At 70.1% G+C, this 13,180-nt stretch carries 12 protein-coding genes; 2 read left to right on the top strand and 10 right to left on the bottom strand.

Annotation, left to right across the window (positions count from 1 at the left end; translation table 11 throughout):
* Positions 1–10: 10 nt before the first annotated feature.
* Both ACFTWF_RS00670 and ACFTWF_RS00665 read left to right on the top strand, forming a co-directional pair.
* Positions 11–1,627 (top strand): ATP-binding protein, encoded by a 1,617-nt coding sequence (locus ACFTWF_RS00670; RefSeq protein ID WP_378459386.1) that lies wholly within the window; start codon positions 11–13, stop codon positions 1,625–1,627.
* A gap of 30 nt (positions 1,628–1,657) precedes the next feature.
* Positions 1,658–2,332: a response regulator gene (locus tag ACFTWF_RS00665; protein ID WP_185729234.1), complete on the top strand. Its 675-nt coding sequence runs from the start codon at positions 1,658–1,660 to the stop codon at positions 2,330–2,332.
* Positions 2,333–2,341: 9 nt separating this feature from the next.
* On the opposite strand, the gene ACFTWF_RS00660 is transcribed toward ACFTWF_RS00665, so the two are convergent.
* From ACFTWF_RS00660 to mqo, 10 genes are all read right to left on the bottom strand, one after another.
* Complete coding sequence (locus tag ACFTWF_RS00660; protein WP_378459385.1) at positions 2,342–3,124, bottom strand: trypsin-like serine peptidase; 783 nt, start codon at positions 3,122–3,124, stop codon at positions 2,342–2,344.
* A 59-nt stretch (positions 3,125–3,183) separates the two neighbouring features.
* Positions 3,184–3,555: a glyoxalase superfamily protein gene (locus ACFTWF_RS00655; protein WP_378459384.1), complete on the bottom strand. Its 372-nt coding sequence runs from the start codon at positions 3,553–3,555 to the stop codon at positions 3,184–3,186.
* 55 nt (positions 3,556–3,610) lie between these two features.
* On the bottom strand, positions 3,611–5,110 hold the full coding sequence (locus tag ACFTWF_RS00650; RefSeq protein WP_378459772.1) for an MFS transporter: 1,500 nt from the start codon (positions 5,108–5,110) through the stop codon (positions 3,611–3,613).
* 26 nt (positions 5,111–5,136) lie between these two features.
* Positions 5,137–6,363 (bottom strand): uroporphyrinogen-III C-methyltransferase, encoded by a 1,227-nt coding sequence (gene cobA / locus ACFTWF_RS00645; protein ID WP_378459383.1) that lies wholly within the window; start codon positions 6,361–6,363, stop codon positions 5,137–5,139.
* Between the two features lie 48 nt (positions 6,364–6,411).
* Positions 6,412–6,804, bottom strand: coding sequence for a cobalamin biosynthesis protein (locus ACFTWF_RS00640; protein WP_378459382.1), 393 nt, complete (start codon positions 6,802–6,804; stop codon positions 6,412–6,414).
* The gene (locus ACFTWF_RS00635) at positions 6,797–8,197 is read right to left on the bottom strand and encodes a cobyrinate a,c-diamide synthase (protein WP_378459381.1); all 1,401 of its coding nucleotides are present in this window, start codon (positions 8,195–8,197) and stop codon (positions 6,797–6,799) included. Before ACFTWF_RS00635 ends, ACFTWF_RS00640 begins: the two co-directional genes overlap by 8 nt.
* Entirely contained in the window at positions 8,191–8,805 is a 615-nt protein-coding gene (cobO, locus tag ACFTWF_RS00630; RefSeq protein ID WP_378459380.1) for a cob(I)yrinic acid a,c-diamide adenosyltransferase, read from the bottom strand. Before cobO ends, ACFTWF_RS00635 begins: the two co-directional genes overlap by 7 nt.
* Before the next feature lie 35 nt (positions 8,806–8,840).
* The gene (locus ACFTWF_RS00625) at positions 8,841–10,757 is read right to left on the bottom strand and encodes a VWA domain-containing protein (protein ID WP_378459379.1); all 1,917 of its coding nucleotides are present in this window, start codon (positions 10,755–10,757) and stop codon (positions 8,841–8,843) included.
* 212 nt (positions 10,758–10,969) lie between these two features.
* A complete protein-coding gene (locus ACFTWF_RS00620; protein ID WP_378459378.1) occupies positions 10,970–11,518 on the bottom strand; it encodes a GNAT family N-acetyltransferase in 549 nt (182 codons plus the stop codon).
* Between the two features lie 64 nt (positions 11,519–11,582).
* Complete coding sequence (gene mqo / locus ACFTWF_RS00615; protein WP_378459377.1) at positions 11,583–13,127, bottom strand: malate dehydrogenase (quinone); 1,545 nt, start codon at positions 13,125–13,127, stop codon at positions 11,583–11,585.
* Between the last annotated feature and the right edge of the window lie 53 nt (positions 13,128–13,180).

Below are 13,180 nucleotides of genomic sequence, written 5' to 3'. Positions count from 1 at the left end.
CACGTCACCTATGCGAACGAAACGGAACTTAAGTTCATTGTGGTCACCACTTCACCCCCGCGTGCGTAGCCTCGCGGGCCAGGTCCTGCTCCTCCAGCTCGTCGTCGTCGGCGTCGTGCTGCTCGCGGTGGCCGCGGTGTCCGTTCATCAATCGACCGTGGAGTTCCGCGACCTGCAGGGGCAGCGCATGATCGCGGTCGCCGAGAACGTCGCATCGACGCCGGTGGTACGCGACCAGCTGTCGGATCGGTCGGTCGAGCGCGTGCTGGCACCCGAGGTCGATCGCGCCGTCAATCTGTCGGGTGCCACGCTCGCCGAGATCGTGGCGCCGAACGGGACCGTGTCGGTGTCGTCCGATCCGACCCGGCTCGGGGCACCCGCGGAACTCGGCGCCAGCGATGTGATGACCGGACGGGCTTGGTCGGGCGACGTGGACGTCGACGGACGCCACGCCATCGTCGGGCACGTCCCGATCCTGTCCGCCACCGGGGACGTGCTGGCGGTGGTCGCCGTCAGCGACGACTACCCGTCGCTGTGGGACCTGCTCAGCAGCGCCGGTGCGCGCCTGCTGCTGTATCTGGGGATCGGTGCCGGTCTGGGGCTTCTCGGCTCGTGGCTGCTGTCGCGCCGCATCAAGACCCACACCCGCGGGCTCGAGATCGCCGAGATCGCAAGCCTCGCCGACCATCGCGAGGCCCTGCTGCACAGCATCCGTGAGGGGGTGGTCGCGGTGAACACGGACGGCGTGATCACCGTCCTCAACGACAGCGCCCAGGAACTCCTCGACCTCACCGGCGACGCCGTCGGCAGGCACGTCGACGACGTCGCGCTCGAGCCCGCCGTCCGGCAGTACCTCCTCAACGGGGAGGACGGCCGGGACGTGGTGCTGTCGACGTCGTCGCGCATGCTGGCGCTGAGTCGCCGCGCGGCCACCAGCCAGGGGCACAAGATCGGCACCGTCACCACCATGCGCGACAGCACCGAACTGGCGTCGCTGCAGAGCCAGCTCTCCTCGCACAAGAGCGTCACCGACACCCTGCGGGCGCAGACGCACGAGTTCGCGAACCAACTGCACACCATCTCCGGCCTGACCCAGCTCGGCGACTACGACGCCGTCACCGATTTCGTCGGCACTCTCACCCGACGCCGCGCAGAGATCAGTGATGCTGTGACACAGCACATCTCGGATCCTGCCGTCGCGGCACTGCTGATCGCGAAGACGTCGCTGGCCGCCGAGACCGGGGTGTCGCTGGCGCTGGAACCCGATTCGCATCTGCACGCCCTCGATCCCGAACTCGCCACCGATGTCATCACCGTCGTCGGCAATCTCATCGACAACGCCGTCGACGTGTCGGAAGGTGGGCAGGACGCGCGGATCTCGATCAGGATCACCGACGACGACGGAATTCTCATCGAGGTCGCCGACTCCGGCCCCGGTGTGCCCGAGACGATGCGGGAGGAGATCTTCTCCCGCGGCGTCACCTCGAAGCCCGGTACGCCGGGCGGCCGCGGAATCGGGCTCGCCCTGGTCCGGCTCGTCAGCGCCCAGCACGGCGGGTCCGCGGCCGTGTCGGACGCGCCGGACACCGGCGGTGCCTTGTTCACCGTCCACGTTCCGCGTAGTTAGACTCTCCGATCATGACGGGACGGCGCGGCGATGTATGAGGTCCTGGTCGTCGACGACGACTTCATGGTCGCGGAGATCCACCGCCGATTCGTCGACAAGACACCGGGGTTCACCACCGTCGGCGTGGCGCGAACCGCGGCCGAGGCACTCGAATCCGTACGCACCGGCAACCCCGACCTGGTCCTTCTCGACGTCTATCTGCCGGACATGTCCGGGCTAGACGTCCTGCAACGACTACGTGCCGAGGGCAACGCCGTCGGCGTCATCATGATCACCGCGGCCCGGGAGATCGACACCGTCAGCCGGGCGCTGCACGGCGGTGCCTCCGACTATCTGGTCAAACCGTTCGACTACACGCAGCTGCAGGAGAAACTCGAAAACTTCCGGCGTCGTGCCCGCGCCCTCGAATCGCAGTCCGGTGCAGACCAATCGCTGATCGACTCCCTGTTCGGGGGTCAGAGCAAGACCCCGGAACCGAGCAGGCTCCCGAAGGGCCTGAGCGCCGAGACGGGTCGCCTGGTGCTCGACATCCTGCGGTCGAAGGGCGAACTGTCGTCGACCGAGTGCGCCGAACTCGCCGGACTGTCCCGCGTGAGCGTGCGCCGGTACCTCGAGCACTACCTGTCCGAGGGACTGCTGGAAGTGCGGCTCGAATACGGGGGCGCGGGCAGGCCCGTGCGCCGGTATCGCCCCGTCCCGCGGTGACCCGGTCCGTCAGGATCGGGTGCAGGTGCCGGTGAGGGCGAACGGTGTCGCGTCGCCGGCGTCGCGTCGCTCCGCGCGGTCCAGCAGGGCGAGCGTGTCCGGCCCGAAGGCCGGCGAATAGGACACCGAGTCGGTGCACCCGCCGTGGTCGAGGCCGCCGACGAGGCCGACGACCCTCGAACCCATCGCCCACGGACCCCCGCTCGTTCCCTCGCCGAGACCGTCGCAGACCACGGTGGGATAGCTGTCCGTCGACGTGGTGGGAGCGGTGCACGACACCGGGCCGTCGCCGAGGGTGGGGTAGCCGGTCACCGTCACGTCGCTTGCGGTGGCCGGGGCGCTGGCCAGCTCGAATCCCCCGCCGACCGCCGATTCGACGGTGGTCGGCAGCGTGGCCCCGGCCGGGGCCACCCGGAGGACCGCGTAGTCGTGTTGCGGGTCCTGCGACCGAAGCCAGGCCGGGTCGACGTAGATCTGCGACACCGACCACAGTCCGAACGGCGGCACGCCGCGGTCGTATCCGGGCGCGAACGACAACGCGCCGCCGGACCCCGCGATGCAGTGGGCGGCGGTCAGCACGAGTTCGCCGTCCGTGCTGTCCAGTACCGATCCGGTGCAGACGTGGATCGGCGTGCCGGCCAGGAACAGCGGACCGACGCGAGGATCCTGCGCGGCGGACACAGGCGCGGCAGACACAGGCACGGCGGAGGCCGATCCCCCGGCTGCGCAGACAGCGAGAAGCAACCCCACCGCGGCTGCCCGGGCGACGTTCGTGCGGAAGGGCGTGGCCACACGATCATCATGCTCCGCTCGTCGCGGGCAGGCGGGCCGAATCCGGCGACAGCCGTCGCTCAGCTCCGTTGCGGGAGCTGCTGCAACGCCCACTCGTTGCCGTCGGGATCGGCGAAGTACACGAACCGACCCCATGCCAGATCCTGCACCTCGCTGACCGGAACACCGCGGCCGGACAGCTCCGCGTGGGCGGCATCGGCGTCGGCGACGACGATCTGCAACCCGTGCACCGACCCGGGCGGGGTGTCGACGAGACCCTCTCCGACAGCGATCGAGCAGGCCGAGCCGGGTGGGGTGAGCTGGACGAACCGCACGTTCTCGTCGACCCGGTGATCGTGGTCGACGACGAAGCCGACCTGGTCGGCGTAGAAGGCTTTGGCCCGGTCCACGTCCGACACCGGCAGGATGATCAGCTCGATTTTGTAGTCCATGACCGGATGGTATCGACGGTCCCCGACGACGGCGGCGAAACCGGCCCGACCGCGCTCACGCCTGTTGCGCCGCCTTCTCGGCGGCCTGCGCCTGGGCGACCTGCTGCGGCGTGAAGCGGATGAACAGTGCGGCCAGCCCGGCGATGAGGGCGCAGCCGGCACTGCCCACGAGGGCGAAGGTGTACCCGTTGCCCAGCGCCTCGAGTTGCGCCGGATTCATGTCGGCGACCTTCCCGGAGACGCCGCCGAGCGACAGTGTGCGCGACGTCGCCATCGCGCCGATGACGGCGAGGGCGAGGGGCCCGCCGAGCGTCTGGGCCACCTGGGCGATGGCGGCGAGCGGTCCGATCTCCGTCTCCGAGACACCGGCGATCGCGCACAGCGGGAGGGGCACGACGGCCAGTCCGACGCCGAATCCGATCCCGATCACGGGCACGAACAGGTTGGCGAGGTAGGTGGCGGAACCGTCGAGGGTCGAGCCGTAGAGCAGCCCGATCACCATGATGGTGGCGCCGGCGATCACCAGCCACCGGGGCTGGATCCGCACGGCGAGCTTGGATGCGACAGCGGCCGCGCTGCCGAGGCCGAACGCGAACGGAATGAACGCGAGACCTGCCTCGAGGGGGCTGTAGCCCAGAATGTCCTGAACGAACAACGCCACGAACGCGGCGACCGTGAACATGACGGCACCGGCGAAGAAGATCGCGACGAGGGTGGCCACCCGGTTCTTGTCGGTGAACAGGGAGAACGGCAGCAGCGGATTGTCGGCGGTCCGTTCGACGTACAGGAACGCGCCGAACAGCACCAGCCCGGCGACGAGCGCACCGATCACGTACGGACTGTTCCAGCCGAGTTCCGGACCTTCGGTGAGCGCGAACACCACCCCCGTGGCCGCGACCGTCGCGAGGACCGCGCCCGGGACGTCGAGCGCCAGGCGCTCGCCCGCCGTCTCCTTCAACGCCACGAACGCGCACCCCACGATGACGACGCCGATGGGCACGTTGATGAGGAAGATCAGACGCCACGACACCTCGGTGAGAGCACCGCCGATGATGAGGCCCGCGATCGACCCGATGCCCGTCATGGCAGCGAAGATGGCGATGGCCTGGTTCCGGGCAGGTCCCGCCGCGAATGTGGTCGCGACCAGGGCCAGCGCCGTCGGAGACGCCACCGCGGCGCCGACTCCCTGCAGGAACCGGGCGGCGATCAGCATGAACTCGCCCACCGCGAGACCGCACAGCAGTGAGGCGACGGTGAACAGGGCGACACCGCCGACGAACATCTTCTTCCGGCCGAACGCGTCGCCGAGCCGGCCGCCGAGGAGCATGAGACCACCGAAGGCCAGCGCGTACGACGTGAGCACCCAGTTGCGACCGCTGTCGCTGAGACCGAGGTCCGCCTGCAGCGGCGCGAGCGCGAGGTTGGCGACGGTGCCGTCGAGAACCACCATCATCTGCAGCCCGCTCAGCACGATGATCGCCAGACCCATCACACGGGTGGCGGCGGGCGGGTTCACCGTCGAGGACTTCTTCGACGCCGAGGTGGTTTCGGGCATTCCGGGATCAGACACGAGGGTTCACGTTACCCAGCGTCCACAGAAAACCCGGCCACGGGCCCGATGACCACGATGGCGGGCGGGCGGATCTGCTCTTCCTTCACCCGGGCGGCGACGGACTGCAGATCGGCGCGCAGCGTGCGCTGCGTGCGCAGGGTGCCCTCCTGGATGACGGTGACCGGCGTGTCCACGGGACGGCCGCCCTGCATCAGGACCGTCGCGAACGCCTCGATGCGTTCGACGGCCATCAGCAGCACGATCGTGCCCTTCAGCCGGGCCAGCGCAGCCCAGTCGACGAGAGAATCCGGGTGGTCGGGCGCAACGTGCCCGCTGACGACGACGAACTCGTGGGTGACGCCGCGGTGGGTGACCGGGATGCCGGCGGCGGACGGCACCGAGATGGCGCTGGTGATCCCGGGCACGACGGTGACGGGCACACCCGCCGCGGCACACGCCTCGAGTTCCTCGTATCCGCGTCCGAACACGTACGGGTCGCCGCCCTTGAGCCGCACCACGAACTTGCCGGCCTTCGCGCCGTCGATGAGGGCGGCGTTGATCGCCTCCTGCGCCATCGCACGGCCGTACGGGATCTTGGCCGCGTCGATCACTTCGACGTCCGAGCCCAGTTCGGCGAGTAGTTCCGGCGGGGCGAGGCGGTCGGCGACCACCACGTCGGCCCGGGCGAGCAGCCGGCGGCCGCGCACCGTGATGAGGTCGGGGTCGCCCGGGCCGCCGCCGACCAGTGCGACACCGGCCGCCGGGGACTCGGCGGTGTCCGCGATGGCACCCGATTGCAGACCCTCCACGAGTGCGGTGCGTACCGCGGCGGATCGCCGGTGGTCGCCGCCCGCCAGCACGCCGATGCTCATGCCGTCGTAGCTCGCGCTCGCGGGGGTGACGGCGGTGCCGTAGCGGGCATTGTCGGCGCGGACGCAGAAGACCCGGTTGCGTTCGGCCTCGGCGACGATCGCCGCGTTGGTGTCCGGTTCGTCGGTGCACGCGATGGCGTACCAGGCATCGGCGAGGTCGCCGTCCCGGTACTCGCGGAGTTCGACTGTGATCTGTCCGGCCGTGGCCATGCCCTCGACCGCCGGTGTGACCGTGCGGCTGATCAGGTGCACCCGGGCGCCCGAGGCGATGAGGAGGCCGAGCCTGCGCTGCGCTACCGTTCCGCCACCGATCACGACCACACGACGATCGGCCAAGTTGAGTCCGACCAGGTAGTTGGTCTCGTCTCCGGTGGCAGCAGTCACGCGCTCTCCCCGTTTCTCCAGAAAATTCGTGCAGGTCTCGTCTCGAACCTACGAAACTTTACGGGCTGCCGCGACGACGACGCCATTCGCGGACCACTTGGTCACGATCAGGGGTCCGCCGCCCGCGCCGAGCACCGCCGCCGCTTCCGCGACGCTCGGCGATCCGGTCGCCGAGCGCACCCGCTCCGACGGGTTGGCCACCTCGACGGCGGCGAGTTCCCCGGCGGCGAATCCGCGGACGGGGACACCCAGCGCCTGCGCGGCGTCCACGAGGGCAGGCTCCCCCGCCTTCCGGTCGAGGGTGCTCAGGCAGTGCAGTGTCGTCTCCGAGGCCGTCTCCGAGCCCGGGTTCGCGGACGTCAGCACCTGCCGGACGGCGGCGACGATGTCCTCGCTGCCCGCGGCCGCCCGGAACCCGACGCCGACGCAGACCTCAACCATGCGCCGCGAACGTGCGGGCCGCGGCCACGAAGCGCGCGATCGCCTCCGGATGACCGGCGGGGTGCGTGTGCAGGTACGAGGCGTGCACGCCACCACGGACGAAACCCTCGCGGGCAGCGACGCCGTCCCAGGGCCGCCAGCCCCAGGCGGGCGCGAAACCGTCCGCCGCGGCCGTGTCGAGCGATGTGCGATGGAACTCGTGACCGACCACCCGCTCACCCGCCGAGAACAGGGCGGAGTCCGAGACCGCCACCGCCTCGCGGTATCCGAGCGTGAGTCGTGACCCGAAGGAGGCGTCGACCCCGACCACCGAGGCCATTGCGTGACCGTCCAGGCTGCGGGCGAGATAGAGCAGACCGGCGCACTCCGCATGGATCGGTGCCCCCGCCGCGGCGAGTTCGCGGATCTGCATCAGGAGCGCGGTGTTCCCGGCGAGGGCGACCGTGTGCTCCTCGGGGAACCCGCCGGGCAGCACCACACCGCTCGTGCCGGTCGGCAACGGGTCGTGCAGGGGGTCGAACGTGGTCACGTCCGCACCGGCGGCGTCGAGCAGTTCGCGGTGTTCGGCGTATCCGAACGTGAACGCCCGGCCCCCGGCGATCGCCACGGTGGGCCGATCGCCGGCCGGCGGTGGGCCGACCTCGACGGCCGGATCCCATTCCGGGCCGTCGACGGTCGAGGAGGCCAGCGCGCGGATGGCGGGCAGGTCGAGGTGGCGGGCGGCGAGCCGGGTCATCGCGTCGACGGCGTTCACCGCGTCGGCGCCGTGTTCGGCCGCGGGGATCAGCCCGAGGTGGCGGGACGGGACCTCCAGTTCGGCCATCCGCGGCACGGCGCCGAGCACGGGAAGGCCGACGCGCTCGCACGCCTGACGGAGCACCTCCTCGTGGCGGGGGCTGCCCACCCGGTTGAGGATCACCCCGCCGATGCGGACCCCGGAGTCATACGTCGAGAAGCCGTGCAGCACCGCCGCGAGGCTCTGGCTGTGCCCGCGGGCATCGACTACGAGCACGACGGGGGCGCCGAGCAGTGCGGCCACCTGAGCCGTCGACCCCTCGGCGGACGGCTCCTGCGAGGCGGCGTCGATCTTGCCGTCGAACAGACCCATCACGCCCTCGACCACGGCGAGGTCGCAGCCCGCGCTGCCGTGCCGGTACAGCGGGCCGATCCGCCGGGCCCCCACCATGACCGGGTCGAGATTGCGTCCCGGACGTCCGGCGGCGAGCCCGTGGTATCCGGGATCGATGTAGTCGGGCCCCACCTTGAACGGTGCCACCGCGCAGCCCGACTCGCGCAGCGCCCCGACCAAACCGGTTGCGACGGTGGTCTTTCCGCTGCCCGATGCCGGGGCGGCGATGACCACCGCGGGCACGGCGGGGAGCGTCGTCACCACTCGATGCCTCGCTGGCCCTTCCGGCCGGCGTCCATCGGATGCTTGATCTTGGTCATCTCCGTCACCAGATCGGCCGCGTCGATCAGCGCCTGCGGGGCGTCACGGCCGGTGATCACGACGTGTTGGTTGCCCGGCCGGTTCCGCAGGACCTCGACCACCTCGTCGACATCCACCCATCCCCATTTCAGCGGGTACGTGAATTCGTCGAGAACGTAGAACCGGTGCTCCTCGGCGCCCAGCCGGCGGGCGATCTCACGCCATCCCTCTGCGGCCGCGGCGGCGTGGTCTTCCTCGCTGCCGTGCTTGCGCGTCCACGACCAGCCCTCACCCATCTTGTGCCACTGCACCGCCCCACCGACACCGCTGTCGTCGTGCAACCGGCCGAGGGCGCGGAACGCCGCTTCCTCCCCCACCTTCCACTTGGCGCTCTTGACGAACTGGAACACCCCGACGTCGAATCCCTGATTCCAGGCCCGCAGCGCCATGCCGAACGCGGCCGTCGACTTCCCCTTGCCGGGTCCGGTGTGGACCGCGAGCACGGGAGCGTTGCGTCGTTGACGTGTGGTGAGGCCGTCGTTCGGAACGTTCTCGGGAACACCCTTGGGCATGTCTCGTCTCTCTCCTACCGAATTCCGCGGGACAATTACGCCGCAGCGCGGACGACGCCCGCGACCTGCTGCGCGGACAGTTCGCCGAGGCGGACGTACCCGCCCCGCAGCTGCCGGGACAGTTCCGCGGCCAGTCCGAGCCGGACCATGCCGGTCTCGCAGTCGACGACCACCGACGCGACCGAGCTGTCGGCGAGCAGTCCCGCCGCGACCTTGGCCCGGTGGAGCGCGTCCTTGCCGCCGGTCGCCCGTCCGTCCGTCAGCGCGACGACGAGGGCGCGCCGCTGCGGGTCGCGGAGGCGTTCGCGCAACACGACCTCTCGGGCGCGCAGGAAGCCTTCCGCCAGTGGCGATTTGCCCCCGGTCTTCATTCCGCGCAGGCGCCGGACCGCGATGTCGACCGAGGAGGTCGGGGGCAGGACCAGTTCCGCGGTCCGACCGCGCACCGTGATCACGGCCACCTTGTCGCGGCGCTGGTACGCGTCGCGCAGCAGGGAGACGACGGCACCGGTGACGGCCGACAGACGGTCGCGGGCCGCCATCGATCCGGACGCGTCCACGACGAACACCACGAGGTTGCCCTCGCGGCCCTCCCGGATCGCCCCGCGCAGGTCGGCGGAATCCAGGATCATGCGGCCGGCGGTCCGGCCGCGGTCCACCTGACGGCCCGCGGCCGCGAACAGCGTGCCCACCAGGTGGAGGCCGTGCCCCCGCTCGGCGGTGGAGCGTACCGCGCGACCGCGGGACGAGCGCGAACGCGAACGCCGGCCCGGTGCGCCCTCTCCGACGCCGGGCACCTCGAGGAGTTTGGTGGTGAACTGCGTGCCGGTCGGCCCGGCCGGACGCTCCGGCGGCGGTGGGGCGCCGCCGCCGGGTCCGTCGGGATCGTCGGGTCCATCGGGGTCGGGATCGTCCGTGTCCTTCGCGCCCGGGGGACTGTCGGGCGGAGATCCGGGTTCCGGCTCCTCCGGTTCCCCGGCGCCGGCCCTGGCGTCCTCGTCGGCCTGGCGGAGAGCCTCGTCGAGTTGCTGCTCGTCGAGACCGGGTTCGTCGAACGGATCCCGGCGACGACGGTGCGGCAGGGTCAGTTCCGCGGCAATCCGCACGTCCTCCGCGGTGACCGCCGCGGCGCCCCGCCACGCGGCGTGCGCGGTGGCGGTACGGGCGAGGACGAGATCGGCGCGCATGCCGTCTACATCGAATGACGCACAGAGAGAGGCGATTCGGCGTAATTCGACATCGTCGAGGACGACGGAGTCGAGCCGGTCGCGGGCCGCGAGGATCGCGGCGGCGAGCGCAGCGTCCTGCTCGGCGTAACGCCCGGCGAACCGGGCGGGGTCCCGCTCGAACTCGAGGCGGCGCCGGACCACCTCCATCCGCACGTCCACGTCCCGCGACGCCGAGACGTCGACGGCCAGCCCGAACCGGTCCAGTAGCTGCGGCCGGAGTTCACCCTCTTCGGGATTCATGGTGCCGACCAGCACGAACCGGGCGGCATGCGAGTGCGAGATGCCGTCGCGCTCGATGTGGACCCGGCCCATCGCCGCCGCGTCGAGGAGCACGTCGACGAGATGGTCGTGCAGAAGATTGACCTCGTCGACGTAGAGGACACCCTGATGGGCGGCCGACAGCAGTCCCGGCTGGAACGCGCGTTCGCCGTCGCGCAGGACCTTCTCCAGGTCGAGGGAACCGACGACCCTGTCTTCCGTGGCACCGACCGGCAACTCGACGAGGCGCGCCGGCCGCGTCCCGTTCTCGTCGTGCACCGCGGGCAGCAACGCGGTGAGGGCGCGGACCACCGTCGACTTGGCCGTCCCCTTCTCGCCGCGCACCAGGACGCCACCGATACCGGGGTGGACCGCGCAGAGGATGAGCGCCAGCCGCAATCGGTCCTGACCGACCACCGCGCTGAACGGAAATCCCCACGAAAAGTCGGGTCGAGCCTGGTCCACTTCACGATCCGTGCGCACGCTGCATCCCTTCACGTCCCGGTTTCCTCGCCGAGAGCTTTGGCCGGTACGAACGCCGCGGCAATCTGGCTGGGAGACCGGGTCGGCAACCAGGACGATGGCAGCCGGATCGGGGATCCGTCACAGTGGCGGGACCGCGCCTGATTCGAACAGGACTTCCCCGCGGACATTCACCTGACGACCCTAGTCGGCGCTCACTGCGCCCCGACCGACGGGGCCGCCCCCGCAACCTCATGGACGGCACCGCCGCCGACACCATGGGCGGCAGCGCCGCCGACACCATGGACGGCACCGCCGCCGCGCCGCATGGGGACGTGCGGGATACCGTCCTCGACGAACTCTTCACCGTCCAGCTTGAAACCGTGCTTGGCGTACATGTCCACCAGGTACGTCTGTGCGTTGATCCGGCACGGCGCATCCCCGACCTCGGCGAGCGCGGCGCGCAGAAGACGCGTGGTGTGACCCTGCCCCCGAGCGGGCCGCGACGTGCAGAGCCGCCCGATGCGGAACGACTTGGTGCCGTCGGCGTGCTCCTCGAGCAGGCGGAGCGTGCACACCACCTGACCGTCCTGCTCCAACCAGAAGTGCCGCGTCTCGACGAGCAGATCACGACCGTCGAGTTCCGGGTACGGGCACGCCTGCTCGACGACGAAGACCTCTACGCGAAGCCGGAGCAAATCGTAGAGCGTCTTGTTGTCGAGATCGAGAGCCCACGAACGCTTGAGTGCTGCGGTTGCCGTCATGACAGGCAACTATCGCACAGCGCCTGCGAGTGTGCGCGGCCGCCGACCCGGGCCGGGCGGTGCATCAGACCGCGACCGACGCGTCCTCCACCTTGCTGGTGTCGAGTTGCAGGACCTTCGACGTCCAGTCCCACACCTGAGAGAACAGTTCGGTGTCGTCGGACAGCTTCACGCCCAGCGACGGCACCATTTCCTGCAGCTTCGGCTTCCACGACTCGTACTGGGTCGGGAAGCACCGCTGCAGCACGTCGAGCATGGCGGGCACCGCGGTCGACGCGCCCGGTGAGGCGCCGAGCAGGCCCGCGATGCTGCCGTCGCCGGCGTTGACCACGGCGGTGCCGAATTCGAGAACGCCGCCCTTGCCCTTGGCGCGGCGGATGACCTGAACGCGCTGGCCCGCGGTGATGAGCTCCCAGTCCTTGCCGAGCGCCTTCGGAACGAATTCGCGGAGGGTGTCGATCCGCCCGGCCTCGGACATCGCCAGCTCACTGATCAGGTACTTGACGAGGCCGAGTTCGCTGACGCCGACCCCCAGCATCGACAGCAGGTTGTTCGGCTTCACCGAACTGGGCAGGTCGGTGACGCGACCCTGCTTGAGGAACTTGGGCGACCAGCCGGCGTACGGACCGAACAGCAGTCCGGGCTTGCTGCCGATCACCCGGGTGTCGAGGTGGGGAACCGACATGGGCGGTGCGCCGACCGCGGCCTTGCCGTACACCTTGGCGCGGTGCTCGTCGATGAGCTGCGGGTTCGTGCAGCGCAGGAACGCGCCGCTGACGGGGAAACCGCCGAAGCCCTTCGCCTCGGCGATGCCGGACTTCTGCAGCAGGTGCAGCGCACCGCCGCCGGCGCCGACGAACACGAACTTGGCGCGCACGACCTTCTTCGCACCGTTGCGACGGTTGGTGACCTTCACCACCCAGCTGCCGTCGGACTGCTTGGTGAGGTCGGTGACCTCGTGACCGAAGTGGACGATGCCGCCGGACGCGCCGACATATCCGAGGAGCTGCTTGGTGAGGGCGCCGAAGTCGACGTCGGTGCCGTCCTGGGTCCAGTTGAGCGCGATCGGGTCGCTGAAGTCGCGGCCCTTCGCCATCAGCGGCAGGCGTCGGGTGAACTCGGCGGGGTCGTCGATGTACTCCATGCCGGCGAACAAGGGGTGGCCGGCGAGGGCGTCGTAGCGGGCCCGCAGGTACTTCGCGTTGGCCTCGCCGTGCACGAAGCTGACGTGCGGGATCGGGTTGATGAACTCCTTGGGCTTGGTCAGCACACCGCTCTCGACGCCGTGCGCCCAGAACTGCCGCGACACCTGGAACTGCTCGTTCACGTTGACGGCCTTCGCGATGTCCACGCTGCCGTCGGGGTTCTGCGGGGTGTAATTGAGCTCACACAGCGCGGAGTGGCCGGTACCGGCGTTGTTCCACGGGTCGCTGCTCTCGGCGGCTACTGCGTCGAGCCGCTCGAATGTGGTGATCGACCAATCGGGCTGCACCTGACGCAGGATCGCTCCCAGCGTCGCGCTCATGATGCCCGCGCCCACCAGCACTACATCCGTTTTCGTCTCTACCGCATTCTGATCTGACACTGGAGTATCGACTTCCTTGTCCATAGCCGTACGCGCATACGCCTGCCGTGTTCGCCGGATAGGTTACCCGCGCGTAT

Source organism: Rhodococcus sp. NPDC056960 (assembly GCF_042674125.1).
In the GTDB taxonomy this organism is placed as follows: Bacteria; Actinomycetota; Actinomycetes; order Mycobacteriales; family Mycobacteriaceae; genus Rhodococcus_F.
Note: the sequence above shows the minus strand (reverse complement) of the source record. Positions and strands in the feature narration are given on the sequence as shown.

Bases quoted from the DNA above. Each gene is read 5' to 3' on its own strand.
- ACFTWF_RS00670 (WP_378459386.1), top strand. From the start codon at position 11: ATGCGAACGAAACGGAACTTAAGTTCATTGTGGTCACCACTTCACCCC.
- ACFTWF_RS00665 (WP_185729234.1), top strand. From the start codon at position 1,658: ATGTATGAGGTCCTGGTCGTCGACGACGACTTCATGGTCGCGGAGATC.
- ACFTWF_RS00655 (WP_378459384.1), bottom strand. From the start codon at position 3,555: ATGGACTACAAAATCGAGCTGATCATCCTGCCGGTGTCGGACGTGGAC.
- ACFTWF_RS00650 (WP_378459772.1), bottom strand. From the start codon at position 5,110: ATGCCCGAAACCACCTCGGCGTCGAAGAAGTCCTCGACGGTGAACCCG.
- ACFTWF_RS00640 (WP_378459382.1), bottom strand. From the start codon at position 6,804: ATGGTTGAGGTCTGCGTCGGCGTCGGGTTCCGGGCGGCCGCGGGCAGC.
- cobO (WP_378459380.1), bottom strand. From the start codon at position 8,805: ATGCCCAAGGGTGTTCCCGAGAACGTTCCGAACGACGGCCTCACCACA.
- ACFTWF_RS00620 (WP_378459378.1), bottom strand. From the start codon at position 11,518: ATGACGGCAACCGCAGCACTCAAGCGTTCGTGGGCTCTCGATCTCGAC.
- mqo (WP_378459377.1), bottom strand. From the start codon at position 13,127: ATGGACAAGGAAGTCGATACTCCAGTGTCAGATCAGAATGCGGTAGAG.